Consider the following 26,009-nt stretch of genomic DNA (forward strand, 5'->3'; position numbering starts at 1 on the left):
GGTCAGCGGGCGCTGCCGGGGCGCGAGCGGGCGATGGCGACAGACAGCAAAACTACGGGCACGATGCCCACCAGCACGATGGCCAGCGCCGCCGGTGCGGCCTCCTGCAGGCGTTCGTCGGACGCCAGCTCGTAGGCGCGCACGGCCAGCGTATCGAAATTGAACGGACGCATGATGAGGGTGGCCGGCAGCTCCTTCATCACATCGACGAAGACCAGCAGGGCGGCCGTCAGAATGCTGCCCCGAATGATGGGCAGGTGGACGCGCTTGAGCGTTGCCCAAGGCCCGAGGCCAAGCGTGCGGGCCGCCCCCTCCAGGTTCTGCGTCACCTTGCCCAGCGAGGCCTCGATGGCGTTGAAGGATACAGCCAGGAAGCGCACCAGGTAGGCATAGACCAGCGCGGCGATGGACCCGGTCAGCAACAGCCCCGTGCCGAAACCGAACACGGCCTCCATCCAGCGGTCCAGGGCGTTGTCGAAGGCGGTCAGCGGCACCAGCACGCCGACCGCGATCACCGAACCCGGCACGGCATAGCCCAGGCTGGCGACGCGGGCGGCGGCGAGCGTCAGGCGGCTCTTGCGCATGCGCTGGCCGTAGGCGAGCAGAACGCCGACGGCCGCCGCCATCATCGCCGCCACGCCGGCCAGGATGAAGCTGTTTGCGGCGCGGTCGAAGAAGCGGCCGCCGGACATGACGTTCGACCAGGTGTCGACTGCCCACTGGGCCAGCACCAGGACCGGGATCAGAAAGCCCAGGGCCAGCGGCAGGACGCACACCACGATGGCGCCGGCCATCTTCCAGCCGGTCAGGTGGACGCGCGGCAGGGCGCGGATGCGGGTGCTCATGTGCTGGTAGCCCGCCTGCCCCCGCGACCAGCGCTCCATGAGCACCAGGACGAAGATGAACAGCATCAGCACCGCGCCCAGCTGCGCGGCGGCGGCGGGCTCGCCCAGGCCGAACCAGGTGCGGTAGATGCCCGTGGTGAATGTGTCGACGGCGAAATAATCGACCGTGCCGAAGTCGTTGAGCGTCTCCATCAGCGCCAGGGCCGTGCCGGCGACGATAGCCGGCCGGGCCATGGGCAGGGCGACCCGGAAAAAGCTACGCCAGCGCCCGCAGCCAAGCACCCTGCTCGCCTCCAGCGCGCAGACCGACTGCTCCAGAAAGGCGGCCCTGGCCATCATGTAGACGTAGGGGTAGAGCACCAGGCTCATCATGGTGATGGCCCCGCCCAGCGACCGGATCTCGGGGAACCAGTAGTCGCGGCGGCTCTGCCAGCCGAAGACGGCCCGCAGGGCCTCCTGCACCGGCCCGGCGTAGTCCAGCAGGCCCGTGTAGGTGTAGGCGATGACGTAGGCCGGCACCGCCAGCGGCAGCAGCAGGGCCCATTCAAACATCCGCACGCCCGGAAAGCGGCAGATGGTCACGATCCAGGCCGTGGAAACGCCCAGCAGAAGAACGCCGCCCCCCACACCGAACATGAGCCCCAGCGAGTTGCCGATGTAGCGCCAGAGGACGGTGTCGTACAGGTGGCTCCAGACCTCTCCGGTGTCCACCCCCACATGGCCGACCACGACCAGCACCGGCAGCGAGATCAGCAGCGCCACCAGCAGGACGGCGATGGCCCACCAGCGGCTGCCGGTCGCCCGTCGCCGAGCGATTCCGGCCAGGCCGGCCTCTGGCTTGCCGGTATATTCGGGAACGCTGAGAGTTGCTTGCGCCACGGTGCTGCCTGGAGCCCTTCAGAACGTCGGAGGCCGTCGCGCGGACCGGCGCCTGAGCCCGACACCTTCCCGCGCCTGCTCACTGTGGTGCAAGGCATTCGCAATATCAAGACCCCACGGGACTTGGGTATTCAGCCGAGGGCGCATCGTGGGCGTCGGACTCACTTGTCGAACACCGCGCGCAGCATGACCTCTTCCACCACGCCCTCGCCCACCAACCGGCCGGTAACGGTGCGGAGGTTTTCCTTCATGACTGCCAGGTCTATCTCGCCATGGTCGCCCAACCAGCGGGGAATCCACTCGTGCAGGTAGCGCACCATGGCGTCCTGGATGCGCACCGTGTGTTGCCTTACGTCCTCGGCCGTGCCCTTGCGCACCTTGAGGCGGAAGTGGAAATAGATGGACCGGCGCAGCCCCTCGCCCTCCAGGATGACGGGCAGGATGAACGGTTCGATTTCCACGAATTCGGGGCGCACGGGCGGCGGCCGCACCTCTTCCGGCGGCGGCGGGTCCTCCAGCTTGATGCCCAGACCCAGAACGTCGGGAATGACGCCAAAGGCGGTCAGGCCCGTGAAGGTGCCGCCGGCCAGTGTGACCAGCACCAGAACAACCACCAGAAGCTTGATCATGTCCCCCGCGTTCCCCCGCCGTCCGCAATAGGCTCAGTAATGGCTCCAACTCGTGCCGCCCGCAAAGGGCTCGCACGGGCCGGCGCCGCGCCGCACGAAAATGTCGGACCCCGCGACCATACGCCCGATGGGTGTCGCCGTCAGTCCGCAGCGCACGGCGGCAGCACGCACCTGCTCCACCCGCTCATCGGGCAGGGTGAACAGCAGCTCGTAGTCGTCACCGCCGCACAGCACGCTGTCGAGCAGTGCCGCGTCCGCAATCAGCGCCGCACGGGCGGCGTCGGACAACGGAAGCACATCCAGATCGACTTCCGCTCCCAGGTGAGAATTTTCGCATATGTGTCTGAGATCACCCATCAATCCGTCCGACACATCCAGGCACGACCGAGCCATTCCCGAAAGCACCGGACCGAACGAGACCCGCGGGCGCGGCAGGCGGTAGCGGTCCATGAGGAAGGCCTTGTGCGCTTCGGACAGGCCCGCCAGGGCCGGATCGCCGCGGCAGACCTTGAGCCCCAACGCCGCATCGCCCAGCGTGCCGGTCACCATGAGCACATCGCCCTCCTTCGCCCCGTCGCGGCGCAACTCGCCGCCCGCCGGGGCACAGCCGAGCGCCGTGACGGTGATGGTGGCGGGGCCGGGAGTGGCGACGGTGTCGCCCCCCAGGACCGGGCAGTTGTAGGCGTGGACGTCCTCCGACAGGCCGCGCGCGAATGCCTCGATCCAGGCCTCGCCAGCATCCTTGGGGAAGCAGGCGGCGACAAGAATGCCCATGGGCTCGGCGCCCATGGCGGCGACGTCGGACAGGTTGACGCGCACGGCCTTCTTCGCGACAAGGTCCGGCGGGTCGTCGGGCAGGAAGTGCACCCCCGCCACCACGGCATCGGTGGTGACGACCATACGATACCCCTTGGGCAGCGACAGGATCGCCGCATCGTCCTTCAGGTGCAGCGCCCCGGGATGGCCGATGGTGAGCGGAGCGAACAGCTCGGCGATCAGGCCGAACTCGCCCCGCCCCTTACCATCGGAGCCGCCACCGGAACCCTCGGGGCCGCTCATCGGCCGCCGTCCCGACCCCGCTCCATCTCGTTGGGGCGCACGACGCGGGCCAGGCGGTCCAGCACGGCGTTGACAAGCCGCGTCTCGGGGCCGGCATAGAAGGCGTGGGCAACGTCGACGTATTCGTTGATCGCGACACGCGGCGGCACGTCCACGCGCTCCATGATCTCGTATGATCCACAGCGCAGCATCTCGCGGACCGTGTTTTCCATGCGGTCCCACTGCCAGCCCGAGGTCAGCGACTGGCTGACCGTCTCGTCGATGCGGGTCTCCTCGGCCAGCACACCGCGCACCAGCGAGACGAACAGCTCCTGGTCGAAGTCGATGAGGGTGGCGACGCGCTCTTCCTCGGTATCCGGGTCGACCTCGATCGCCTCGCCGCCCATGCGGCCTTCCAGGAAGTCGCGGATGACATCGTCGGCCGACTGCTCGCCGATGTGAATCATGTACAGCGCCTGGACCGCCGCCAGACGGGCGGCCGAGCGACGACGCGAGCCGCCGCCGGGAAGGCGGGACTTGCGGGGCCGCGGGGCCCGGGGATCGGCGTTGTTGCTTTGAGTGTCGGTCATGGACTCCGGGCTCACAGGCCCATCTCGCGTTTCACCTGGATCATGCGGAGCGCCGCCGCCGCGGCCTTGCCGCCGAAGTTCTTCTCGTCGACGCGCGCCCGGGTCAGCGCCTGCTCACGGGTGCGGCAGGTCAGGATGCCGTTGCCGATGGCCAGCGAATACTGCAGGGCCAGCTTCTGGACGCCATCGATGGCCTGGTGGCAAACGTGCTCGTAATGGTCGGTCTCGCCCTTGATGGCGCAGCCCAGCACCACGTAACCGGCGAAACGGGTGTCGGTCGCCCGCAGTTCCATGGCACGCACGGCAAAACGGATCACCGCCGGGATCTCCAGGATGCCCGGCACGATGATGCGCTTGTAGCCCGCGCCCTGCGCCGTCAGTTCCTGCACGGCACCCTTCACGAGCTGGTCGGAGATGTCGTCGTAGAACCGCGACTCGACGATGAGAAAGCGGGGACCGCTGGCCATTACTTCGGTTCCTTGTCTGCGGAGATCGGGCGCTGTTCCACCACCCGAAGGCCGTAGCCGTCAAGCCCGATGATGTGCTTGGGGGTGTTGGACAGCAAAATCATGTCGCGCACGCCAATATCCAGCAGGATCTGCGCGCCGACACCGTAGTCCACCAGGCGGCTGTCGGCCTTTTCGCCGGCCAGGCGCTCGCGGACGCGGTCGGAGAGGCTGGTGCGCAGCGGTTCGCGAATCAGCACCACGACGCCGGCACCGTGCTCGGCGACTTCCTCCATCGCGACGTGGAGCTGGCGGCCCTTGCCGCTCTCCTTGTCGCCCAGCACGTCCTCCAGCACGTTCAGCGCGTGCATGCGCACCATCACCGGCTCGTGGCCGGTGATGTCACCCTTCACCAGCGCGATGTGCTCGGCATAGGCCACCTCGTTGACGTAGACCAGCATTCGCCAGTCGCCGCCCCACTCGGAGGCGAACGGCATTTCCGCCTCGCGCCGGACAATCTTTTCCGACTTGCGGCGATACGCGATGAGGTCGGCGATGGTGCCCACCTTCAGGCCGTGGCGCTGCGCGAAGGGGATGAGGTCCGGCATGCGCGCCATGGTGCCGTCGTCGTTCATGATCTCGCAGATCACGCCCGCCGGGTACAGGCCCGCCAGCCGCGCCACGTCCACCGCGGCTTCCGTGTGGCCGGCCCGGACCAGCACGCCGCCCTCGCGGGCCCGCAGGGGGAAGACGTGGCCGGGCATGGCGATGTCGGTCTTGTCCTTGGTCGGGTCGATGGCGACCGACACCGTGCGCGCGCGGTCAGAGGCGGAAATGCCGGTGGTCACGCCTTCCTTGGCCTCGATGGACACCGTGAAGGCGGTCGCCAGGCGCGACTGGTTGTGGGCCTGCATCATGGGCAGGCCCAGTTCGTCGCAGCGCTCGCCGGTCAGCGACAGGCAGATGAGTCCGCGGCCGTGCATGGCCATGAAGTTGATGGCGTCGGGCGTGGCCATCTGCGCCGGAATCACCAGGTCGCCTTCATTCTCGCGGTCTTCGTCGTCCACGAGAATGAACATCTTGCCGTTGCGGGCGTCCTCGAGGATTTCCTCGATGGAGGAAAGGTACTCGCTGTAGGGCACGGTCAGTCCTTTTCGAGAAGGCGCGCGACGTAACGCGCCAGCATGTCGATTTCCATGTTGACGGGGTCGCCGACCTTGTAGGTGCCGAAGGTCGTGACCTCCTGGGTATGCGGGATGATGTTGACGCCGAAACGCGCGCCTTCGACCTCGTTCACGGTCAGCGAGACGCCGTCCAGCGTGACGGAGCCCTTGGGCGCGACGAACTTCTTCAGGCTCTCGGGCACTTCGAAAACGTAGCGGCGGCTTTCGTTCTCGCCGCGGATGTCCACCACCCGCGCAACACCGTCGACGTGGCCGGAGACCACATGGCCGCCCAGCTCGTCACCCATCTTCAGCGCCCGCTCGAAATTGACGCGGCGGCCTTCGTCCCAGTCGCCGAGCGTGGTCTTGGACAGGGTTTCGTCGCTGGCCTGCACCGTGAACCAGCCGCGGTCACCGGTGGTGCCCTTCTCGATAACGGTCAGGCAGACGCCGTTGCAGGCGATGGAGGCGCCGATATCCACCGTCGTCATGTCGTAGGACGTGTCGAAGGTGAACAGGGTATCCCCGCCGGGCTCACGCTTGCGCTCGCGCACGGTCCCCAGGTCGGTGATGATGCCGGTGAACATGAGTCAGCGTTTCTCCAGAACTTCCAGCACGTCGTCGCCGACGCGGGTGAACGAAACCGGTGCAAAATCGGGGGCTGCTGCCAACCGGTCAAGGGCCAGATCGGCGACGGCCGCGCGGCCGTCTCCACCGATCACCTTACCCGCCCGGAACCACGCCAGTCCATCCACGCAGCCGTCGCGCAGCATGGCAGCCGCCACGCGGCCGCCGCCTTCGACCAGAACGCGGGTGATGCCGCGCGCGCCGAGAACGTTCAGCACGGCTTCGGGCACCAGGGCGCCGGACTCGTCGCAGGCGGCCTCCAGGACCTCGGCGCCGTGCTCGGTGAAGGCCTCCAGCCGTTCGGAATCATGGCCCGGCCGGGTGACGATCCACAGCGGCACCGCCTTCGCCGACCGCACCAGCGCACTGGTTACCGGCAGGCGCAACGAGCCGTCGAGCACCACGCGAACCGGCGAACAATCCTCCAGTCCCGGCAGGCGGCAGGTCAGCGTCGGGTCGTCGGCCAGTGCCGTGCCGGACCCGATGAGGATCGCGTCGTGGGAGCAGCGCAGGAGGTGGCCGCGGCGGCGCGCCTCGGGCCCCGTGATCCACTTGCTCTCGCCAGAGGCCAGGGCGATGCGGCCGTCCAGCGTGGTGGCGCATTTCAGGGTGACCAGGGGCCGGCCGGTGCGCACGCGGCTGAAAAATCCGGCGTTCAGCGCTTCCGCCTCGTCCCGACGCACGCCTTCCACCACCTCGACCCCGGCCTCGCGCAGCCGGGCGAGGCCGCGACCGGAAACGCGCGGGTCCGGATCGACGGCCGCGGCAATGACACGCGCAACGCCCGCCCTCACCAGCGCGTCGGCGCAGGGCGGTGTCTTGCCGTAGTGGCTGCAGGGCTCCAGGGAAACATAGACATCGGCCCCCCGCGCCGCCTCCCCGGCCATCTCCAGCGCCAGCGGCTCGGCATGCGGGCGGCCGCCGGGCTGGGTGAAGCCGCGTCCGACGACATGGCCGTCCTTGACCACCACGCATCCCACGGTCGGATTGGGCCACACGCGCCCGAGCCCGCGCCGCGCGAGCGCAAGGGCCGCGCCCATGTGCAGGTGCATGGTCCGCGCATCGGGCGGCGAAGCGGCGTTTAGACCATGGCCCTCCGCGCCGCCGGCGGAGGCCCGGCTGGAAGACCCGGACGACACGGCGTCACTCGCCTCCCAGCTTTTCAACGAACTCGCCGAAGTCCTTGATTTCGCGAAAGTTCTTGTAAACGCTCGCAAACCGGACATAGGCCACCTGATCCAGCGACTGCAGCGCCTTCATCACCAGTTCGCCGATCTGCGCCGACTGGATTTCCGTCTCGCCGCTGCTTTCCAGCTGACGCTGGATGCCGTTGACGATCTGCTCGATCCGCTCCTCGTCGATCCCGCGCTTGCGGCAGGCGATGCGGATGGACCGGGTGAGCTTGTCGCGGTCGAAGGGGCTGCGCTGGCCGTGGCGCTTGATGACGGTCAGCTCGCGCAACTGCACGCGCTCGAACGTCGTGAAGCGGGACTGGCAGGACGGGCAGTACCGCCGCCGACGGATGGCGTTGTTGTCCTCCGTCGGCCGCGAGTCCTTCACCTGTGTGTCGTCATGTCCGCAGAACGGGCAGCGCATGGTCTCGGTCCCCCTCTCGTGGCGCCCAGCCGGCCACCCCTGCCCGCCCGAAGGCGGCGGCGCGGCCGGCTGGGAAGCGCCTTACATCCCCTGGTAGATGGGGAAACGCCGGCACAGGTCCTGGACGCGCTCGCGGACGGTGCCCTCGACGGTGCTGTTGTCGTCGGGGTATGCGGCCAGACCGTCCAGAACCTCGACGATCATCTCGCCGACCTGGGTGAACTCTGCCGTGCCGAAACCGCGCGTGGTGCCCGCCGGGGTGCCCAGGCGCACGCCCGAGGTGACCATGGGCTTTTCCGGGTCGAACGGAATGCCGTTCTTGTTGCAGGTCATGCCGGCGCGCTCCAGGCTGTGCTCGGCGACGTTGCCGGTCAGCTTCTTGGGGCGCAGGTCGACGAGGGTCAGGTGCGTGTCGGTGCCGCCGGCCACGATGTCCAAGCCACCCTTCAGGAGGGCTTCGGACAGCGCGCGGGCATTGGCGACCACCTGAGCGGCATAATCCTTGAAGTCGGGCTTCAGGGCCTCGCCGAAGGCCACGGCCTTGGCGGCGATGACGTGCATGAGCGGACCGCCCTGCAGCCCCGGGAACACGGCGGAATTGATCTTCTTGCCGATGTCGGGGTTGTTGGACAGGATCATGCCGCCGCGCGGGCCGCGCAGGGTCTTGTGGGTCGTGGTGGTCACCACGTCGGCATAGGGCAGCGGGCTCGGGTGCGCGCCGCCGGCCACCAGCCCCGCGAAGTGCGCCATGTCGACCATCAGCAGCGCGCCCACCTTGTCTGCGATCTCGCGGAAGCGGGCGAAGTCGATGACGCGCGGATAGGCCGAGCCGCCGGCGATGATGAGCTTGGGCTTGTGCTCCATCGCCAGGCGCTCGACCTCGTCGAAGTCGATCAGCGCGTCCTGACGGCGGACGCCGTATTGCACGGCATTGAACCACTTGCCCGACAGGGCGGGCGCGGCGCCGTGGGTCAGGTGACCGCCGGCGGCCAGGCTCATGCCCATGATGGTGTCGCCGGGCTTGGTCAGCGCCAGCATCACGGCGCCGTTGGCCTGGGCCCCGGAGTGCGGCTGAACGTTGACGTACTCGCAACCGAACAGCTTCTTGGCCCGGTCGATGGCGATCTGTTCCGCCACGTCCACGAACTCGCAGCCGCCGTAGTAGCGCCGGCCGGGATAGCCCTCGGCGTACTTGTTGGTCAGCACCGACCCCTGAGCCTCCAGAACGGCGCGGGAGACGATGTTCTCGGAGGCGATCAGCTCGATCTGGTCCTTCTGGCGGCCCAGTTCGTCGGTGACGGCCTTCATGAGGTCGGGGTCGGTCTCGGCCAGGGAGGCACCAAAGAAAGTGGCGGTGGACATCGCTGCGGGTGTTCCTTGAAAGAGCGAACGAACGATAGACAAATAGCCGATGAGACGGCCGGGATCAGACCGGGCGGCTCATCTTTTCGACGCGGCGGGCATGGCGGCCGCCCTCGAACCTGGTGTCGAGGAAGGTGGCGAGGCAATCCTGCGCCACGCCGGGACCAGTGGTCCGCCCGCCGAGCACCAGCACGTTGGCATCATTGTGCTCACGGGACATACGGGCGGTAAAGGCGTCGTGGACCAGCGCCGCGCGGATTTCCGGGTGACGGTTGGCGGCGATGGAGATGCCGATGCCGGTGCCGCAGATCAGTACGCCGCGGGCTGCCTTGCCGGACTTGACCGTCTCGGCCATGGCGTTGGCGAAGTCGGGGTAATCCACCGACTCCGTGCCGTTGGTGCCGAGGTCGAGCACCGACAGTCCGCGCGCCTCCAGGTCATTCTTGAGGAGTTCCTTGAGGTCCAGACCGCCGTGGTCACAGGCGATGGCGATGGTGTCGTCGGACATGGTGGCTCGTCTCGCTGGGTCGTCAGGGGGATTTTGCGGGACTGTTACCATATGTCGAGGCCGCACGCCAGCACGCCCACCACGTCATGCGACGCCCAACGCCTTTCGGCCCATGCCGCCGCGCCCAGCCCGTTCCAAGGGACCGGAATGGCGCTTGCCAGCCGTTGCATCTGGCCGAAAGTACAGGATGACGCCATAGTATCGACCGTGAAAACGCCGTTCACGTCCTCAATTCGGCCCGCCGCCGTCGACAACCGCAGGCTCGCTGGGGCCAATTCATCGCGCCGCGGCTGCCGTGTCGAAGTAGGTTTTATTGCTCTTGCACGCCGGGCAAGTAATGTTTTACTGACACGTCAGACACAACCAATTGACAGCGTGTTAAAAACCAACAAAAATAGCCACCGCGAGGGGCACTCGACGGGTAGGCGCGTGGGGTCGGCACATTGTAACGGAGCCGACGGACCGTGTCACCGCGTCGAGAAAACGTGCGGATCAAGAAACAAACTGGTGATGAAATGACAGAAGCCCGGCAAGATGAAAACAACCGTGACGACATGCTCCGCATGGCGGTCGACGTCGTTGCCGCCTATGTGAGCAAGAACAGCATGCCGGGGACGCAAATTCCGGAATTGATTCAGACCGTCTACGGCGCGCTCAACTCTCTGTCCAAGCCGGAGGCGGCCGCAGCAGAGGCTGCGCGGCCGGCGGTGCCGGTCAAGAAGTCGGTTACGCCCGATTACATCATTTGCCTGGAGGACGGCAAACAGCTGAAAATGCTCAAGCGCCACCTCCGGACCAATTACAACATGACGCCCGACGAGTACCGCGCGAAGTGGAACCTGCCAGCCGATTATCCGATGGTTGCACCCAACTACGCCCAGCAACGGTCGGCCTTCGCCAAAAAGATCGGCCTGGGCCGCAAGCCGGGTGATACGGCAGCGAAGCGGAGCAAGGCAGCGGCGAAATAGCCGCAGGCTCCACGCTCAGAGAACAAAACGGCCGCCGCTATCTGAAGCGGCGGCCGTTTCGATTTCCGGGTAGGTCCCGCGGGACCGACAGGGCGGCGGGGCTTTCCGATCCTAGACCACCGTGCCCCCGCTTCCGCCGGCTCCACCGCCGCGCCGGTCCCCCTGTGCGAGCACCCGGCGCAACTTGCGGATGGCGTTCTGCTCCATCGTGTAGCGTGAGTAGGTGGCCGGGGCGACAATGGAGACCTCGGTGTTGGTGCGCGCGTCGATGGCGGAGCAGCGGCAGACGTTCCCCATCTGCACGATCTCCAGATAGACGTCGCCTTCCCGCCGCTTCGCCATTGCTGCTCCGATGAAGCACTGTGCGCTCTGACACTGTCGCGACAGAGCCGCGTTCACGCGGCACGCAGCCTCACGCGCCTGACCGGCGCGGGGTCGCAGCCGCGCCCCTATTCGCACGTTCCGGTCCTGCATGACCGGAACGTGCCCCGCTTCCCATCCTCAGATCTCGCCGTCAATCATCTTGATGATGGCGGAGAAGTCCAGACCGCCGTTCCCCTTGGAAGACATCATCTGGTACAGGCTTTCGGCCGCCGCGCCGAGCGGCGTCGACGCGCCCGCCTTGCCGGCCGCATCCTGGGCCAGCTTGAGGTCCTTCAGCATCATATCGGTGGCGAATCCCGGCTGGTAGTCGCGATTGGCCGGCGAGGTCGGCACCGGACCCGGCACCGGGCAATAGGTGGTCAGCGACCAGCACTGGCCCGACGCCTTGGAGGAAATGTCAAACAGCTTCTGGTAGTCCAGGCCCAGGCGCTTGGCGAGCATGAAAGCCTCCGCCACCGACAGCATCTGGATGCCGAGCATCATGTTGTTGCAGATCTTGGCGGCCTGGCCATTGCCCGCGTCGCCGGCATGAACCACGGTCTTGCCCATGATTTCCAGGAACGGCCGGGCCTTCTCCGCCGCTTCTTCGGTGCCGCCCACCATGAAGGTCAGCGTGCCGGCCTCGGCGCCGCCGACACCGCCGGACACCGGGGCGTCGACCATGGGGAAGCCCTTGTCCTCGGCGGCGGCGATGACCGCGCGGGCGGTGTCGACGTCGATGGTCGAGCAGTCGATCATCAGGGTGCCGGGCGCGGCCGTGGCGAAGACGCCGTCGGTGCCTTCGTAGACGTGGGCCACGTGCTTGCCGGCCGGCAGCATGGTGACGATGACGTCCACGTCGCGCGCGGCGTCAGTGACCGTTTCGGCCGGCTCGCAGCCGGCGGCGACGGCCTTGTCCACGGACTCCTTGCTCAGGTCGAAAGCCTTCACGGTGTGGCCGGCCTTGGCAAGGTTGGCGGCCATGGGACCGCCCATGTTGCCCACGCCGATGAAACCGATGCTCGCCATGACGTCGTCTCCTCTGGTTTTCCTGGTCGTTTCCCGGAGCCTGCGGCGGCTCCTTATTGTGATTGACTTGCGGCGCCTAGTCGAACGTCAGGTCGCCCTGCTGCAACGGCGCGAAATAGGCATCGACGGCCTCTTCCTCCACACCTTCAAGGTCGGCCGGCATCCATTTGGGCGCGTTGTCCTTTTCCACGAGCAGCGCACGGACGCCCTCGAAGAAGTCGGGACCCGCCATGAAGCGCTGAGACAGGCGGTACTCGATCTGCATGGCGCGGTCGAAGTCCACCTGGGCGCCCACCTGCATCTGCTTGAATGCCACCTTGGTGGCCGTCGGGCTTTTCTGGCGGATGGTTTCGGCCGTCTGCGTCGCCCACTCCGAGCCATCCTCGGCCAGACGGTCGAGGATGCCCTCCACCGAGTCCGCGGCGAAGCAGTGGTCGATCTGGGCGCGGTGCTTTTCCAGCGGCGCCGTGCCCGGTTCCTCGTGGTACATGTCGAGAACCGCCGTCACCACCTGCTGCATCTCGTCGGCCGTCTTGGCCTCGGTTTCCGCCTCGCCCAGGGCCTTGACCATGTCTGCCAGGCGGTTGGACGGCACGTAGTGGGTCGCGATGCCGGTGTAGTAACAGTCAGCCGCCCGCAGGCGCGCCCCGGTCAGCCCCAGGTACATGCCGAGCTTGCCCGGCAGGCGCGGCAGGAAATAGGTGCCGCCCACATCGGGGAACATGCCGATGCCCGTTTCCGGCATGGCGAACAGGGTGCGCTCGCTCGCCACCCGGTGGGAGCCGTGCACCGATACGCCCACGCCGCCGCCCATGGTCACGCCGTCGATCAGCGCGACATAGGGCTTGGGATACATCTTCATCAGGCGGTTGAGGCGGTATTCCTCGGCATAGAAGGTGGCGAGGTAGGACTCGTCCTTCGCCTGCCCCGCCTTGTAGAGCGCCACCACGTCGCCGCCGGCGCAGAAGGCCTTTTCGCCCGTGCCCTGGATGACGACGCAGTGCACGGCGTCATCCTCGGCCCAGGCGCGCAGCTGCGGGTCGATCTTTTCCACCTGCGCGAGCGTCAGCGCGTTCATTGCCTTGGGACGGTTCAGCGTGATGGCGCCAATCCCGTCCTTGACCTCGAACAGGGTATCTTCCTCGGACATCCGGCCCTCTCTTCCGTCTGGTCTGCCGCCGTCCGGCCCTTAGCCGGCGATCATCTTGCGCGAGATGATAAGGCGCATGATTTCGTTGGTCCCTTCCAGGATCTGGTGCACGCGCAGGTCGCGCAGGATCCGTTCAATGGGATACTCGCGGATGTAGCCGTATCCGCCATGAAGCTGCAAGGCTTCGTTGGTCACGGCGAACCCCGTGTCGGTCGCCAGCCGCTTTGCCATGGCGCACAGGCGGGTGGCGTCGGGGTCCTTGCGGTCGAGCGTCCAGGCGGCCTTGTGCAGCAGCAGGCGCGCGGCTTCCAACTCGGTCGCCATGTCGGCGATCTTGAACTGCAGGCCCTGGAAGCTGTTGAGCGGCGCGTTGAACTGCTTGCGCATGCCGGTGTACTCCAGCGCCGCCTCCATGGCCGCGCGGGCCCCGCCCAGCGAGCAGGCGCCGATGTTCAGGCGGCCGCCGTCCAGGCCCATCATGGCGATCTTGAAGCCCTCGCCTTCCTCGCCCAGGCGGTTCTCCACGGGCACGCGGCAGTTCTCGAAGATCACGGCGCTGGTCGGCTGGCTGTGCCAGCCCATCTTCTCCTCCTGCTTGCCGAAGGACAGACCCGGCGTGCCGGCAGGAACGACCAGGGTGGAGATTCCCTTGGGCCCCGGCTCGCCGGTGCGGCACATGACCACATAGACGTCCGACCGCCCGCCGCCGGAGATGAAAGCCTTCTCGCCGTTCAATACGTAGTGGTCACCGTCGCGCTCGGCCTTCGTCTTCAGGCTGGCGGCGTCAGAGCCGGCCCCCGGTTCCGTCAGGCAGTAGCTGGCGAAGTGCTCCATGGTGCAGAGCTTGGGCAGGAACTTGTGCCGCTGTTCGTCGTTGCCGAAGCGGTCGATCATCCACGACGCCATGTTGTGGATGGAGATGTAGGCCGCCGTCGACGGGCACGCCGCGGCCAGTTCCTCGAAGATCACGGCGGCATCCAGGCGCGTCAGGCCGGACCCGCCCACGTCGTCGCGCACATAGATGCCGGCGAACCCAAGTTCGGCGGCGGCGCGCAGGGTGTCCTCGGGGAAAATGTGCTCGGCGTCCCATTTGGCGGCGTGGGGCGCCATCTCGTTCTGGGCAAAGGCGCGCGCGGCGTCCTGAAACGCCGTCTGGTCCTCGGTCAGCAGGAAATCCATCGTGCTTCCTCCCGGCATGTTCTTGTTTGCATACAATTTTGAGGAAGGATCATACACACCGAACGCCACCTGTCAAAGCGCAACCTTCCGATAACGGAACCCCACTTTCAGTACTGTACTACGAAGCAATTTCACACCCCGCACAGCAATGATCTGTTGACAGGGGGTGCGTTCGCGGGCTTACCTGCTCAACCAGGGAGACAGCAACACCATAGGGGATACCCGCGACCATGGACATGAAGAACGCCCGCCCCGAAACCATCGTCCTGCACGCCGGCTACCGCGCCGAGCAGACCACCAAGTCGGTGGCCGTGCCCATCTACCAGACGACCAGCTACCAGTTCGATTCGACCGAGCACGCGGCGAACCTGTTCGCGCTGAAGGAATTCGGCAACATCTACAGCCGGATCATGAACCCGACGGTAGACGTGCTGGAACAGCGGGTGGCGGCGCTGGAGGGCGGCGTGGCGGCCCTGGGCGTGGCGTCCGGGCAGTCGGCGTCGACCTTCGCGGTGATGAACCTGGCCTCGGCGGGCGACAACATCGTCTCCTCCACCGACCTCTATGGCGGCACCTGGAACCTCTTCGCCAACCAGCTCAAGCAGTTCGGCGTCGAGGTCCGCTTCGTCGACCCCGAGGACCCGGAAGGCTTCCGCAAGGCCGCTGACGAGCGCACCCGCGCCTTCTACGCCGAGACCCTGCCGAACCCCAAGCTGCACGTCTTCCCCATCAAGGAAGTGGCCGACATCGGGCGGGAGCTGGGCATTCCTCTCATCATGGACAACACGGCCGCCCCGCATCTGGTGCGCCCGTTCGACCATGGCGCGGCGATCATCGTTTATTCCCTGACCAAGTTCATGGCCGGCCACGGCACCACCGTCGGCGGCATGATCGTGGACGGTGGAAACTTCGACTGGGCCGCACATGGGGACCGCTTCCCCACCCTGAACAAGCCCGACGAGAGCTATCACGGTGCGGTGTGGACGGAAGCCACCAAGCCGCTGGGCCCCATCGCCTACATCATCCGCGCGCGCGTCACCCTGCTGCGCGACGTCGGCGCAGCCCTGTCGCCCTTCAATGCCTTCCAGATCATGCAGGGCATGGAGACGCTGCCGCTGCGCATGAAGGCGCACTCGGAAAACGCCCAGAAGGTCGCCGACTTCCTGTCCAAGCACCCCAAGGTGGGCAAGGTGATCTATCCCGGCCTCTCCTCCGGCAAGCAGCGCGAGCGCGCCGACGCCGTGATGAAGGGCGGTTACTCGGGCCTTGTCGGCTTCGAGCTGAAGGACGGCCTGGAAGCCGGCAAGCGCTTCATCGACAGCCTGGAACTGCTGTACCATGTCGCCAACATCGGCGATGCCCGGTCCCTGGCGATTCACCCGGCCTCCACGACGCATTCGCAGTTGTCGGTGGAGGACCAGGTTGCCACGGGCGTCTCTGAAGGGTATGTCCGTCTGTCGATCGGCATCGAGCACATCGACGACATCCTGGCCGACCTGGAACAAGCGTTGGAGAAAGCGTGAGCAGCGACCCCGGCATCAGCCGCCCGACCGCCGTCTTCGGTTCCTTTCCGCGGGTGCGCATGCGCCGCCTGCGCCGGGATGACTGGACCCGCCGCCTGGTGGCCGAGAACCGCCTGACGGCCGACGACCTCATCTGGCCCTGCTTCGTCGTCGACGGCGAGCAGGAGCGCCAGGAGGTGGCCTCCATGCCGGGGGTCGAACGCCTGTCCATCGACCTGCTGGTCGAGGCGGCCGGGGAGGCCAAGGAACTTGGCATCCCCGCCGTCGCCCTCTTCCCCTCGGTCGATCCGGCGCTGAAGCACCCCGACGGGCGTGAGGCGACCAACCCCGAGAACCTGGTCTGCCGTGCCGTCCGCGCCATCAAGGAGGCCCACCCGGACCTCGGCATCGTCTGCGACGTCGCACTGGACCCCTTCAACAGCGACGGCCACGACGGCATCTGCCGCAACAACTACGTGGTGAACGACGAGACCGTCGCCGTGCTGGTCAAGCAGGCGATCGTGCAGGCCCAGGCCGGCTGCGACGTCATCGCGCCCAGCGACATGATGGACGGCCGTATCGGCGCCATCCGCGACGGCCTTGACGCTGCCGGCTTCGAGGATGTGCGCATCTGCTCCTACGCCGCCAAGTACGCCAGCGCCTTCTACGGCCCCTTCCGCGATGCCGTGGGCTCGGGCGGGGCGCTCAAGGGCGACAAGAAGACCTACCAGATGGACCCGGCCAACTCCGCCGAGGCCCTGCGCGAGGTAGCGCTGGACCTGCAGGAGGGTGCGGACATGATCATGGTGAAGCCGGGTATGCCGTACCTGGACATCATCCGCCGCGTGAAGGAGACCTTCGCGGTGCCCACCCTCGCCTATCAGGTCAGCGGCGAATACGCGATGCTGAAGGCCGCAGTCCACAACGGCTGGCTGAACAATGATGCCGCCGTGCTGGAAAGCCTGCTGGCCTTCCGCCGCGCCGGCGCCGACGCCATCCTCACCTACACGGCCAAGGAAGCCGCCAGGCTGATGCGCGACGGCTGAGAGCCCAACCCGAAACTCCGACGGGTCGGCTGTGCGGTGTTTTTTCCGCTCGGCTGCGCTGCCAATCTCCCCGATGCCGCCGGCATCGACTGCGTTTGGCGTCTGTCCGAAGCGAAAGAATCCCTCGGTCAGCCTCAGCCGCTGAATTTCCGGCTGGGCTCTGAGGGATCGGCGTTCCATCCCATCCCCGAAAAACCGACCAACGGAGCGAAACGCCCCGGAACAGGCCGCCCTGATGGGCGGCCCTTGTTTATTATCAATGAGTTACGGGACGGCCGTTCATAACCTGGATCAGGCTCTGTTCGATTGATTGGGGTAGCGGCTCATCCAAATGCGTCGAGTTGTCACAAATAACACGCAGCGCGCGCTCTTGACATTGCAAACACCCACCAAGAACAGTGTATCCGTTTTGCAACACTCGCTCCTGCAAAAGCACACTACCACTTTGGGAAGGGGAACGAGAGCCCCCTCTTTATTGGTTTCTCGCATGGCATTGAGGCCTTCGAAACCAAGGAGATATCCCATGAAAATGCTCAGCGCGCTCGCGGCCGCCGCGATCATCGTTCCGGGTGTGGCTTTTGCGCAATCGGACATCGACACCATGCAAGCCGGCAGCTACGCCCGTGGCGTCGGGGACTGGGAACTGCGCCTGTCGGGCACCGGCGCCAGCGATAAGGACTTCGAGACCACCAGCTTCGGCGTCAGCGGCACCGTCGGCCAGTATCTGTATCCCGGCGTGCTCGTGGGCATTCAGCAGGACGTGGCCTTCGCCGACACGGACGACGACAACCAGCTCAACGCGTCGACCCGCATCTTCGGCCAGTACGTCTTCGACCTGGGCCAGTGGCAGCCCTATGTCGGCGCGGCCATCGGCGGCACCTACGGCGAGGACGTCAACAGCACCTTCACCGCCGGCCCGCAGCTGGGCGTGAAGTACTACGCCGACCGCAACACGTTCATCTACGTGGGCACCGAGTACCAGTTCGCCTTCGAGGACAGCGACGAGATCGACGACGCCTTCGACGACGGCAGCTTCTACCACACGCTCGGCGTCGGCTTTAACTTCTGATCCCTTCTGCCGACTGTCGACCGCCTGTTCCGGCGGGACAGGGTCCGGGCGGCGCCTTCCCTACCGGGCGCCGCCATGACCCCGCCCCAGCCCCCGCCGGGACGCGGCATCACGCCGTCATCCATGGCCCTTCAGGAAATCCAGTACCGGCGCCATCTGGTCGGGCGACATCAGCCACGGTGCATGTCCGGCGCCCGGAACCTCCACCGCCTGGCAGCCAGGGCCGCGGCGCTTCATTTCCTCCAGCACCTCGGCCGGCAGAAGGTCCGACTGCGCGCCGCGCACCACCAGCACCGGCACCTGAACGCGGTCCCACAGCGCCCAGAGGTCGATGGGCTGCCCCGGCTCGACGGCCTGGAACGCCTGGGCGATGGCGGGATCATATGCCAGCCGAAGCCCCTGCCCCTGCGGATCGCGGCGCGTGGAGTGGTCGACAAAGGCGGGCCAGCGCTCCGCCGGCATGGGGCCGTAGGTGGCCGTCCGCTCCCTCAGGCGCCGCTCCGCCGCCGCCCGGTCGGGGAACAGCGGGTCCTCGCCCACATAGGTGCCGATGCGCGCCAGCCCGTCCCACGGGACCAGGGGGCCGATGTCGTTGATGACCAGCCGGCGAATGGGCGTGTTGGGCGTGGCCGCCAGCATCAAGCCGATCAGCCCACCCATGGACGTCCCCACCCAGTCCACCGACTCCACGCCGCTGCGGGCGATCAGCGCCGCCATGTCCGCCAGATAGAGCGGATAGGTGTAGCCGGTCTTGTCGCCCAGCCAGTCGCTTTTGCCACGGCCGAGCACGTCCGGGCACAGCACGCGGCGGTGCAGATCGTGATCCAGGCGCTCGGCCAGGGCGTCGAAGTCGCGGCCCTGGCGCGTCAGCCCGTGAACGCAGACAACCACGTCGCGCCGGCGCGGGTCGCCCCAGGACGTGTAGGCCATGCGCTTGAAGCCCTCGGGCCGCAGGACCCGCACATCCGTCTCGATCATGCCCATGTGGTCGCCTCCTCCCGGTTCCGCTGGCGTGGTGGAACGCGATGGTCGGGAATTTCGCGCCCCGGCACAAGAGTGGCCGGACCCGCCCGTGCGGGAAAGGGGCTGGATACTTTAAGGCTGCTTGATGTATACAAGTTGGGTCACAGGGAGAAACGTCCGGCGGTTGCGCCGGCGCACGATCGCAGACAAACGCCCGCCAGAGGCCGCCACCGGTGCGAAACGCCGGGGCACGATCGGCGCCATCAGGCCCCGCCGCAACCAAGGGAAGACAGGCGCGCATGCCGAGAAGATCACCAACGCGCGCGGACCAGTTGCGCCGCGCCCTTGAGGAAGACATTTTCGCCGGCACCCTCAAACCGGGTGACCGGCTCGACGAACAGTCCCTCGCGCACCGGTTCGAGGTGTCTCGCACGCCGGTCCGCGAGGCCCTGCGCCAGCTCTCGGCGTCGGGGCTCGTGGAAGTCCGCCCGCGCCAGGGCGCGGTGGTGTCCGTCATCACCCTGCCCCGCCTGGTGGAGATGTTCGAGGTCATGGCCGAGCTTGAAGCCATGTGCGCCCGCCTCGCCGCCCGGCGCATGAGCGACAAGGAACGCGCCGACCTCAAGCGATTCGTCGACGAATGCGAGGACTTCGAGAAGAAGACTGACCTGGAAGGCTACTACGCCGCCAACAAGGTCTTCCACGACGCCATCTACGACGGCAGCCACAACGAGGTGCTGGCGGACATGACCCGGTCGCTGCACCGGCGCACCGCACCCTACCGCCGTCACCAGCTCAACCGGCCGGGCCGCATCAGCGAAAGCCTGTCCGAGCACAAGGAGGTGGTGGACGCCATCCTCGCCTACGACGCCGACCAGGCGGGCCGCCTGATGGCCCGGCACGTCAACGTCCAGGGCGACGTCTTCACCGACTTCATCTCCACCCTGCCCACGGGCTATGTGGCCTGAATAAAGAAGGCATGACAAGCCCTTAGGGCAGCATCCTGATCCACAACGAGAATACGTCCAAGAGGCCCCCGAACGCCATGAACATGGTCAGCAGCATCCAGCAGAACACCGACCCCTTCGCGCTTGCCAAGGAACTGTCGGGCTTCCACCTGATTGACGGCGAGATGGTCAAGGCCGCCTCCGGCAAGACCTTCGACGTGGTCAACCCGGCCACCGGCGACGTCATCGGCCAGGCCGCCGACGGCGACGAGGCCGACGTCGACCGGGCCGTGCAGTCCGCCGCCGCCGCGCAGAAGGCGTGGAAGAAGATGCCGGCCCGCGAGCGCGGCAAGCTGGTCGCCGAGTGCGGCCGCCGCCTGACCGAGCACGCGGAGGAACTGGCCCGCCTGATCGCGCTGGAGACCGGCAAGGCCCTGCGCACGGAAAGCCGCGTGGAAGCCAACGTGCTGGCCGACGCCTTCGTGTTCTACGGCGGCCTGGCGAGCGAGCTGAAGGGCGAGAGCGTGCCCTTCAATCCCAACATGCTGACGGTCACCCAGCGCGAGCCCATCGGCGTGGTCGGCGCGATCATTCCGTGGAACGTGCCGCTGATGCTGATGGCGCTGAAGATCGCTCCGGCGCTGGTGGCGGGCAACACGGTGGTGGTGAAGTCGGCGGAAGAAGCCCCGCTGACCGTCCTCCGCGTCTGCCAGATCATGAACGAGGTCCTGCCCAAGGGCTGCTTCAACATTCTGGCCGGCTTTGGCCCCGAGTGCGGCGGCCCGCTGGTGGCGCACCCGAAGGTGGGCAAGGTGACCTTCACCGGCTCCGTCGAGACCGGCAAGATCGTCTCCAAGGCCGCCGCCGAGAAGCTGATCCCGGTGACGCTGGAACTTGGCGGCAAGAGCCCCATGATCGTCTTCGCCGACGCCGACCTGGACAAAGCCGTGGCCGGCGCGGTCGCCGGCGTGCGCTTCACCCGCCAGGGCCAGAGCTGCACGGCGTCGAGCCGCATCTACGTGCACGAGAGCATCCACGATGAATTCGTGCAGAAGCTCAAGGCCAAGGCCGACGCCATGAAGATGGGCGACCCGCTGGACGAGGAAACCGACATCGGCACCATCGTCAGCCCCGACCAGATGGAGCGCGTGAAGGGCTACATCCAGAAGGGCATCGACGCCGGCGGCACGGCCAACCTGTGCTCCCAGCTGCCCGACGACCCGGCGCTGAAGAAGGGCCTGTACGTGCAGCCCGTCATCTTCACCGACATCTCGCCGGACGCCCCGCCGAGCCGCGAGGAAATCTTCGGCCCCGTCACCTGCGTCTTCAAGTTCACCGACTACGAACAGGTGATCGAGGCCGCCAACGACAGCGAGTTCGGCCTGGCCGCGACCGTCTGGACCAAGGACCTGCACACCGCCATGGACGCCACGCAGCGCCTGGAGGCCGGCTTCGTGCAGGTCAACCAGAACCTGGTGGTGCAGCCCAACCTGTCCTACGGCGGCATCAAGAAGTCCGGCATCGGCCGCGAGGCCTCGCTGGAGGCCATGCTGGAACACTTCACCCACAAGAAGACCATCATCTTCAACATGGGCTGATACCAACGGCCGCTTGAGCATGAGGCCGGATGATACAAGATAGAGGGGTGCCGGTTCATCGACCGGCGCCCCTTTCGCTTGCCGGGAAAGGACATGGCCATCCTCCGCCGCCTGCGCCTGCACCACTGGATCACCGCCCTGCTGCTCGTGCTTCTGTCGCTGGTCATCCTGGCGATGCTGGGGGCGTGGCTGCTGCTGCACGGCAACCTGCCGCGCACGGCGGGCCGGCTTGACCTGCCGGTCCTGGACGCGCCGGTGGAGGTGGCACGCGATGCCCACGGCATTCCCACCATCCGCGCCGAGAACACGCGCGACGCCTATCTGGCGCTGGGCTTTGTCCACGCCCAGGACCGCTTCCAGCAGATGGAGTTCATGCGCCGCCTGGGCGAGGGCCGTCTGGCGGAGGTGATCGGCGAGGGCGCGGTCGGCACGGACCGCTGGAGCCGCACCCTCGGCCTGCACCGCCGCGCGCAGCAGAGCTACCGCGCCCTGGGCGACGAGGCCCGGGCGGCGCTTGACGCCTACGCCGCCGGGGTGAACGCTTGGCTGCGGCGCCGCGACTCGTGGCTGCCGCCGCCGCTGACGCTGCTCGACGTCCGGCCCGAGCCATGGACGCCGGCCGACAGCCTCGTTTGGCAGCGCCTCATGGCCTTCCGCCTGGCCGGCAACTGGCAGGACGAGGCCGCCAGGGCGCGCATGATCGGCGCCGGCCTGCCGCCGGAGCGGGTCGCCGAGCTGTGGCACGAGACCCAGGGCGTGGCCGTTTCCGAACCCGTCACCATGCCCCAGCCGGTGCGCGAAGCCGCGCTACCGCCGCCGCCCCCGGCCGAACTGGCGGCGACGCTGGCCTCGAATGCCTGGACCGTGGCGCCGGCACGCTCGGCCACGGGCGGGGCGCTGCTCGCCAACGACCCGCACCTGGGCTACCAGACGCCCATCCTGTGGTATCTGGCGCGGCTGGAGACCCCGCAATGGCAGGTTTCCGGCGCCACCGTGCCCGGCGTGCCCTTCCACCTGATCGGCCACAACGGCCGCATCGGCTGGGGCATCACCACCACCCACGCCGACACCAAGGATCTGTTCGTCGAAACGGTCACCGGCGACGGCACGACCTATCTGGCACCCGACGGCCCCCGCCCCTTCGAGACGCGGGAAGAGGTGATCGAGGTGCGCGGTGGGGAGCCGGTGACACTGACGGTGCGCGAAACCCGCCACGGCCCGGTCGTCACCGACCTGCGCGGCATGGCTGGAGTCGCCGACGGGACAGAAGTCCTTGCGCTCGCGGCCACCGGCCTGATGGACGGCGACCGCACGGCCGAGGCCATCATGCGCCTCAACCGCGCCGGCAACCGGGCAGAGTTCCTGAAGGCCATGCGCCTGTTCCACGCCCCCATGCAGAACGTCTTCTTCGCCACCACCGACGGCGACACGGGCTTCATCAGCGCCGGCCGCGTGCCCGTGCGCAAGGCGGGCGACGGCCGGGTGCCGGTGCCCGGCGCCGACGGCTCCCATGACTGGACGGGCTTTGTGACCTTCGAGGACCTGCCGCAGGCCTTCGCCCCGGCCTCCGGCACGCTGCTGAATGCCAACAACCGGGTGGTCGGCGACGACTACCCCCACCTCATCACCGCCCACTGGCCGCCGCCCTGGCGGGCCTTGCGCGGCGAGGCCCTGCTGGCCGGGCGCGATGCGCACACGGTCGACGACATGATCGCCATGCAGCACGACATGCGCTCCACCATGGCGGAAACGCTGGTGCCGGTGCTGCTCGGCGCCCTGCCCGCCTCGCCCGACACCGTGGAGGCGCGGCGGCTTCTCGAAGCCTGGGACGGCACCATGGACCCCGACCGGCCAGAGCCGCTGATCCTGTCGGCATGGCTGCCCCGGATCGAAAAGGCCCTGACGGCGGATGAACTGGGCGACCGCGCCGGGGACTGGCGGGAGAACGGCGAGCGCTTCATCGCCGCCGTCCTGTCGTCGCGGGACACCTGGTGGTGCGACCGGAAAGACACTGATGTATCAGAGTCTTGTGGCGACATCCTCGACCGCTCGCTTAACAACGCCCTGGCTGACCTTCGCGACCGTCACGGCGAGAACATGAATGACTGGCGGTGGGGCGAGGTCCACGAGGCGGCGCTGGACAACCGGCTGTACGGACGCATCCCGCTCATCGGCGGCTGGTTCAACCTCCGCCCCGAAATGGGCGGCGGAAACCACACGCTGCTGCGGGCCGGCTACTGGAACGGCGGCGAGAACGGCCGATTCGACGCAGTGCACGGTGCCGGGCTGCGCATGGTGCTCGACATGGCCGATCCCGGGGCGTCGCGCTTCATCATCGCGACCGGCCAGTCGGAAAACCCGCTTTCCGATCATTATGCCGACCAGATGCCGCTTTGGTCGCGGGGTGCGACACTGAGGCTGGACGGCGAGCCGGCTTCCGTGCTTCGCTTGGAGCCATGACCGCGAAAAAGACCCCAGACCCCGCTCAGGCTCCCGACCCCTCGGAGCTTCCCGACGCCGTTCGCGTGCCCGTCGCCGCCGCAGACGTGACTCTCGACGACATCCGCGCCGCTGCCCGGCAATTGGCCGGCACCGTCGTACGGACGCCCATGGTCGACTGTATGTCGTTGTCGCGCCTGTTCAAGAGCGACCTGGTGCTCAAGCTCGAGAACACCCAGGTCACCGGTTCTTTCAAGGCGCGCGGCGCGCTCATCAAGATTCTGACCCTGCCCGAGGAGCAGCGCCGGCGTGGCGTCGTCGCCATGTCGGCGGGCAATCACGCCCAGGGTGTGTCCTACCACGCCGGCCGCCTTGGCATTCCGGCAACCATCGTCATGCCCGAGGGCACGCCCTTCACCAAGGTGCGCCTGACCGAGCAGTGGGGCGCGAAGGTTGAACTGGTGGGGGAGACCCTGGAGGCTTCGCGCGAGCACGCCGACCGCTTGGCCGCCGAACACGGCCTGGCCTTCGTCCACCCCTACGACGATCCCGCCATCGTCGCCGGACAGGGCACGGTCGGGCTGGAGATGATGGAGGACCGGCCGGAGGTCGACGACATCATCGTGCCCATCGGCGGCGGCGGGCTCATGTCCGGCGTGGCGACGGCGGTCAAGGCGCTCAACCCAAGCGTCCGCATCATCGGCGTGCAGGTGGCGGCCTATGCGGGCTATGCCATGCATCGCATGGGCGGCATGCCGCCGGCAGGAGGGCAGACGCTGGCCGAAGGCATCGCCGTGAAGAGCCCAGGCGGTTTCACCACGCCCATCCTCGACCGTCTGGTGGACGAGTTGGTGGTGGTCGACGAGCCGGCCCTGGAACGGGCGGTCCAGTTGCTCATGGAGGAGCAGCACGTGGTGGCCGAGGGGGCCGGCGCCGCGCCGCTGGCCGCGGTCATCTCCCGCCCCGACATGTTCGAGGGCCGGCGGGCCGCGCTGACCATCTGCGGCGGCAATATCGACAGCCAGTTGCTGGCGTCGATCCTGCTGCGCGGCATGGCGCGGGCGGGTCGCATGGTCAAGCTGCGGGTGGAAATTCCCGACCGGCCGAGCGTGCTGTCAAAGGTGGCCGCAATCATCGGCCAGGGCGGCGGCAACATTATCGAGATCTACCACCACCGCTTGTTCCTGGACGTGCCGCTCAAGCGCACCGACGTCGACGCCGTCATCGAGGCCACTGACGCCCCCCATGTCCACCGCATCATCGAGGCGCTGAACGCCGCCGGCTTCCGCACCCGGCTGCTCAGCACCATGGGCCAGGAAAGCTGAGGCGCCCACAGAGCGCCGTCCTGCTCCGACAGGTGAACGGCCGGCCCCGCGGAAGCGGGCGCCGGCCGATTTCTTTGCGACCTTAACGGAACCTTAGGTGGGAAGGCGTCAGGAATCGACGGTCGCGTAGGCGCCGCGGAAGTACACCAACGGCTGCCCGCCCGCCTGACAGTCCACACGCTCAACCTTGCCGATGAAAATCAAATGGTCGCCACCCTCGGCCACACTTTCAACCACGCAGTCCAGCACGGCCAGGGAGTCGGGCAGCACCGGCGCGCCCGTGGCGCCCGACGTGGCGGCCAGGCCTTCGAACTTGTCGTCGCGGCGGCTGGCGAAGCGGATGGAGACCTCGCGCTGGTCCTCGCGCAGCACGTTGACGCTGAATCCGCCCTCGCGGAAGGCGTCAATGTTGCGCGTGTTGCGGTCCAGGCAGAACAGCACAAGCGGCGGATGCAGCGACAGCGACGTGAACGAACTGACGGTCACGCCGACCGGTCGCCCCGCTGCGTCGGTTGTCGTCACGACGGCCACGCCGCTGGGAAAGCAGCCAAGCGCCTTGCGAAAGGAACGTTCGTCGATGCTCATGAAGCGCCTTCCCTTGAGACCTGTCTACGGCGGCCGGCCCAGGGCCCGGCGGCCCGCCGGCGGGATGGACCTAGCATGATTGCGCAACCCGCGCAAAGGTGAGATTTCCCTACACCTTTGGCGGATGACGCTTCCCTTTCGATACCCCCCGTCGCTATAATCC

General features: G+C 67.3%; 25 protein-coding genes. 8 read left to right on the forward strand and 17 right to left on the reverse strand.

Going from position 1 to position 26,009, the window contains the following annotated elements; all coding sequences use genetic code 11:
* Positions 1-2: 2 nt before the first annotated feature.
* The 11 genes from LG334_RS12100 to rpiB all read right to left on the reverse strand — a co-directional run bounded on the left by LG334_RS12100 (position 3) and on the right by rpiB (position 9,683).
* Complete coding sequence (locus tag LG334_RS12100; RefSeq protein ID WP_404378440.1) at positions 3-1,724, reverse strand: ABC transporter permease; 1,722 nt, start codon at positions 1,722-1,724, stop codon at positions 3-5.
* A gap of 161 nt (positions 1,725-1,885) precedes the next feature.
* Complete coding sequence (locus tag LG334_RS12105) at positions 1,886-2,353, reverse strand: hypothetical protein (protein ID WP_404378441.1); 468 nt, start codon at positions 2,351-2,353, stop codon at positions 1,886-1,888.
* Between the two features lie 33 nt (positions 2,354-2,386).
* On the reverse strand, positions 2,387-3,412 hold the full coding sequence (gene thiL / locus LG334_RS12110) for a thiamine-phosphate kinase (protein ID WP_404378442.1): 1,026 nt from the start codon (positions 3,410-3,412) through the stop codon (positions 2,387-2,389).
* Positions 3,409-3,981, reverse strand: coding sequence for a transcription antitermination factor NusB (gene nusB, locus LG334_RS12115; protein WP_404378443.1), 573 nt, complete (start codon positions 3,979-3,981; stop codon positions 3,409-3,411). Before nusB ends, thiL begins: the two co-directional genes overlap by 4 nt.
* Positions 3,982-3,992: 11 nt before the next feature.
* Entirely contained in the window at positions 3,993-4,448 is a 456-nt protein-coding gene (ribH, locus tag LG334_RS12120; RefSeq protein WP_009540073.1) for a 6,7-dimethyl-8-ribityllumazine synthase, read from the reverse strand.
* Positions 4,448-5,569 carry a 3,4-dihydroxy-2-butanone-4-phosphate synthase gene (ribB, locus tag LG334_RS12125; RefSeq protein ID WP_404378445.1) on the reverse strand — a complete coding sequence of 374 codons (1,122 nt, stop codon included), beginning with the start codon at positions 5,567-5,569 and terminating at the stop codon, positions 4,448-4,450. The genes ribH and ribB overlap by 1 nt, the downstream gene beginning before the upstream one ends.
* 2 nt (positions 5,570-5,571) lie before the next feature.
* Positions 5,572-6,177: a riboflavin synthase gene (locus LG334_RS12130; RefSeq protein WP_404378447.1), complete on the reverse strand. Its 606-nt coding sequence runs from the start codon at positions 6,175-6,177 to the stop codon at positions 5,572-5,574.
* 3 nt (positions 6,178-6,180) lie between these two features.
* Complete coding sequence (gene ribD / locus LG334_RS12135) at positions 6,181-7,269, reverse strand: bifunctional diaminohydroxyphosphoribosylaminopyrimidine deaminase/5-amino-6-(5-phosphoribosylamino)uracil reductase RibD (protein ID WP_404378448.1); 1,089 nt, start codon at positions 7,267-7,269, stop codon at positions 6,181-6,183.
* Positions 7,270-7,360: 91 nt separating this feature from the next.
* Positions 7,361-7,813: a transcriptional regulator NrdR gene (nrdR, locus tag LG334_RS12140; protein ID WP_404378449.1), complete on the reverse strand. Its 453-nt coding sequence runs from the start codon at positions 7,811-7,813 to the stop codon at positions 7,361-7,363.
* Positions 7,814-7,894: 81 nt separating this feature from the next.
* Positions 7,895-9,175 carry a serine hydroxymethyltransferase gene (glyA, locus tag LG334_RS12145; protein ID WP_404378451.1) on the reverse strand — a complete coding sequence of 427 codons (1,281 nt, stop codon included), beginning with the start codon at positions 9,173-9,175 and terminating at the stop codon, positions 7,895-7,897.
* Between the two features lie 64 nt (positions 9,176-9,239).
* Complete coding sequence (rpiB, locus tag LG334_RS12150; RefSeq protein ID WP_404378452.1) at positions 9,240-9,683, reverse strand: ribose 5-phosphate isomerase B; 444 nt, start codon at positions 9,681-9,683, stop codon at positions 9,240-9,242.
* Between the two features lie 515 nt (positions 9,684-10,198).
* Here rpiB and LG334_RS12155 point away from each other — a divergent pair.
* Positions 10,199-10,651 carry a MucR family transcriptional regulator gene (locus tag LG334_RS12155; RefSeq protein WP_404386368.1) on the forward strand — a complete coding sequence of 151 codons (453 nt, stop codon included), beginning with the start codon at positions 10,199-10,201 and terminating at the stop codon, positions 10,649-10,651.
* A gap of 111 nt (positions 10,652-10,762) precedes the next feature.
* Here the strand turns inward: LG334_RS12155 and LG334_RS12160 are convergent, their stop codons facing one another.
* From LG334_RS12160 to LG334_RS12175, 4 genes are all read right to left on the reverse strand, one after another.
* Complete coding sequence (locus LG334_RS12160) at positions 10,763-10,993, reverse strand: DUF6898 family protein (RefSeq protein WP_404378454.1); 231 nt, start codon at positions 10,991-10,993, stop codon at positions 10,763-10,765.
* A gap of 159 nt (positions 10,994-11,152) precedes the next feature.
* Positions 11,153-12,043, reverse strand: a complete 891-nt coding sequence (mmsB, locus tag LG334_RS12165) for a 3-hydroxyisobutyrate dehydrogenase (RefSeq protein WP_404378455.1) — start codon at positions 12,041-12,043, stop codon at positions 11,153-11,155.
* Between the two features lie 76 nt (positions 12,044-12,119).
* The gene (locus tag LG334_RS12170) at positions 12,120-13,193 is read right to left on the reverse strand and encodes an enoyl-CoA hydratase/isomerase family protein (protein ID WP_404378457.1); all 1,074 of its coding nucleotides are present in this window, start codon (positions 13,191-13,193) and stop codon (positions 12,120-12,122) included.
* A 39-nt stretch (positions 13,194-13,232) separates the two neighbouring features.
* Positions 13,233-14,372 carry an isobutyryl-CoA dehydrogenase gene (locus LG334_RS12175; protein ID WP_404378459.1) on the reverse strand — a complete coding sequence of 380 codons (1,140 nt, stop codon included), beginning with the start codon at positions 14,370-14,372 and terminating at the stop codon, positions 13,233-13,235.
* A 230-nt stretch (positions 14,373-14,602) separates the two neighbouring features.
* Between LG334_RS12175 and LG334_RS12180 the strand changes: the two genes are divergently transcribed.
* From LG334_RS12180 to LG334_RS12190, 3 genes are all read left to right on the forward strand, one after another.
* Positions 14,603-15,895: an O-acetylhomoserine aminocarboxypropyltransferase/cysteine synthase family protein gene (locus LG334_RS12180; protein ID WP_404378460.1), complete on the forward strand. Its 1,293-nt coding sequence runs from the start codon at positions 14,603-14,605 to the stop codon at positions 15,893-15,895.
* Positions 15,892-16,920: a porphobilinogen synthase gene (gene hemB / locus LG334_RS12185; protein ID WP_404378461.1), complete on the forward strand. Its 1,029-nt coding sequence runs from the start codon at positions 15,892-15,894 to the stop codon at positions 16,918-16,920. Before LG334_RS12180 ends, hemB begins: the two co-directional genes overlap by 4 nt.
* A gap of 523 nt (positions 16,921-17,443) precedes the next feature.
* The gene (locus tag LG334_RS12190) at positions 17,444-17,989 is read left to right on the forward strand and encodes a hypothetical protein (RefSeq protein WP_404378463.1); all 546 of its coding nucleotides are present in this window, start codon (positions 17,444-17,446) and stop codon (positions 17,987-17,989) included.
* A 117-nt stretch (positions 17,990-18,106) separates the two neighbouring features.
* On the opposite strand, the gene LG334_RS12195 is transcribed toward LG334_RS12190, so the two are convergent.
* Positions 18,107-18,967 carry an alpha/beta fold hydrolase gene (locus LG334_RS12195; RefSeq protein ID WP_404378464.1) on the reverse strand — a complete coding sequence of 287 codons (861 nt, stop codon included), beginning with the start codon at positions 18,965-18,967 and terminating at the stop codon, positions 18,107-18,109.
* Between the two features lie 284 nt (positions 18,968-19,251).
* Between LG334_RS12195 and LG334_RS12200 the strand changes: the two genes are divergently transcribed.
* From LG334_RS12200 to LG334_RS12215, 4 genes are all read left to right on the forward strand, one after another.
* Positions 19,252-19,920, forward strand: coding sequence for a GntR family transcriptional regulator (locus LG334_RS12200; RefSeq protein ID WP_043644157.1), 669 nt, complete (start codon positions 19,252-19,254; stop codon positions 19,918-19,920).
* Positions 19,921-19,997: 77 nt separating this feature from the next.
* A complete protein-coding gene (locus LG334_RS12205) occupies positions 19,998-21,497 on the forward strand; it encodes an aldehyde dehydrogenase family protein (protein ID WP_404378466.1) in 1,500 nt (499 codons plus the stop codon).
* A 93-nt stretch (positions 21,498-21,590) separates the two neighbouring features.
* Positions 21,591-23,957, forward strand: a complete 2,367-nt coding sequence (locus LG334_RS12210; RefSeq protein WP_404378468.1) for a penicillin acylase family protein — start codon at positions 21,591-21,593, stop codon at positions 23,955-23,957.
* Positions 23,954-25,261: a threonine ammonia-lyase gene (locus LG334_RS12215; RefSeq protein ID WP_404378470.1), complete on the forward strand. Its 1,308-nt coding sequence runs from the start codon at positions 23,954-23,956 to the stop codon at positions 25,259-25,261. Before LG334_RS12210 ends, LG334_RS12215 begins: the two co-directional genes overlap by 4 nt.
* Before the next feature lie 108 nt (positions 25,262-25,369).
* On the opposite strand, the gene LG334_RS12220 is transcribed toward LG334_RS12215, so the two are convergent.
* Positions 25,370-25,846: a flavin reductase family protein gene (locus tag LG334_RS12220; RefSeq protein WP_404378471.1), complete on the reverse strand. Its 477-nt coding sequence runs from the start codon at positions 25,844-25,846 to the stop codon at positions 25,370-25,372.
* Positions 25,847-26,009 lie beyond the last annotated feature (163 nt).

The organism is Caenispirillum salinarum (assembly GCF_044803115.1).
Lineage (GTDB): Bacteria > Pseudomonadota > Alphaproteobacteria > Rhodospirillales > Rhodospirillaceae > Caenispirillum > Caenispirillum salinarum_A.

Bases quoted from the DNA above. Each gene is read 5' to 3' on its own strand.
- LG334_RS12105 (WP_404378441.1), bottom strand. From the start codon at position 2,353: ATGATCAAGCTTCTGGTGGTTGTTCTGGTGCTGGTCACACTGGCCGGC.
- thiL (WP_404378442.1), bottom strand. From the start codon at position 3,412: ATGAGCGGCCCCGAGGGTTCCGGTGGCGGCTCCGATGGTAAGGGGCGG.
- nusB (WP_404378443.1), bottom strand. From the start codon at position 3,981: ATGACCGACACTCAAAGCAACAACGCCGATCCCCGGGCCCCGCGGCCC.
- ribH (WP_009540073.1), bottom strand. From the start codon at position 4,448: ATGGCCAGCGGTCCCCGCTTTCTCATCGTCGAGTCGCGGTTCTACGAC.
- LG334_RS12130 (WP_404378447.1), bottom strand. From the start codon at position 6,177: ATGTTCACCGGCATCATCACCGACCTGGGGACCGTGCGCGAGCGCAAG.
- ribD (WP_404378448.1), bottom strand. From the start codon at position 7,269: ATGCACCTGCACATGGGCGCGGCCCTTGCGCTCGCGCGGCGCGGGCTC.
- nrdR (WP_404378449.1), bottom strand. From the start codon at position 7,813: ATGCGCTGCCCGTTCTGCGGACATGACGACACACAGGTGAAGGACTCG.
- glyA (WP_404378451.1), bottom strand. From the start codon at position 9,175: ATGTCCACCGCCACTTTCTTTGGTGCCTCCCTGGCCGAGACCGACCCC.
- rpiB (WP_404378452.1), bottom strand. From the start codon at position 9,683: ATGTCCGACGACACCATCGCCATCGCCTGTGACCACGGCGGTCTGGAC.
- LG334_RS12155 (WP_404386368.1), top strand. From the start codon at position 10,199: ATGACAGAAGCCCGGCAAGATGAAAACAACCGTGACGACATGCTCCGC.
- LG334_RS12160 (WP_404378454.1), bottom strand. From the start codon at position 10,993: ATGGCGAAGCGGCGGGAAGGCGACGTCTATCTGGAGATCGTGCAGATG.
- mmsB (WP_404378455.1), bottom strand. From the start codon at position 12,043: ATGGCGAGCATCGGTTTCATCGGCGTGGGCAACATGGGCGGTCCCATG.
- LG334_RS12170 (WP_404378457.1), bottom strand. From the start codon at position 13,193: ATGTCCGAGGAAGATACCCTGTTCGAGGTCAAGGACGGGATTGGCGCC.
- LG334_RS12175 (WP_404378459.1), bottom strand. From the start codon at position 14,372: ATGGATTTCCTGCTGACCGAGGACCAGACGGCGTTTCAGGACGCCGCG.
- LG334_RS12180 (WP_404378460.1), top strand. From the start codon at position 14,603: ATGGACATGAAGAACGCCCGCCCCGAAACCATCGTCCTGCACGCCGGC.
- LG334_RS12190 (WP_404378463.1), top strand. From the start codon at position 17,444: ATGAAAATGCTCAGCGCGCTCGCGGCCGCCGCGATCATCGTTCCGGGT.
- LG334_RS12195 (WP_404378464.1), bottom strand. From the start codon at position 18,967: ATGATCGAGACGGATGTGCGGGTCCTGCGGCCCGAGGGCTTCAAGCGC.
- LG334_RS12200 (WP_043644157.1), top strand. From the start codon at position 19,252: ATGCCGAGAAGATCACCAACGCGCGCGGACCAGTTGCGCCGCGCCCTT.
- LG334_RS12205 (WP_404378466.1), top strand. From the start codon at position 19,998: ATGAACATGGTCAGCAGCATCCAGCAGAACACCGACCCCTTCGCGCTT.
- LG334_RS12210 (WP_404378468.1), top strand. From the start codon at position 21,591: ATGGCCATCCTCCGCCGCCTGCGCCTGCACCACTGGATCACCGCCCTG.
- LG334_RS12215 (WP_404378470.1), top strand. From the start codon at position 23,954: ATGACCGCGAAAAAGACCCCAGACCCCGCTCAGGCTCCCGACCCCTCG.
- LG334_RS12220 (WP_404378471.1), bottom strand. From the start codon at position 25,846: ATGAGCATCGACGAACGTTCCTTTCGCAAGGCGCTTGGCTGCTTTCCC.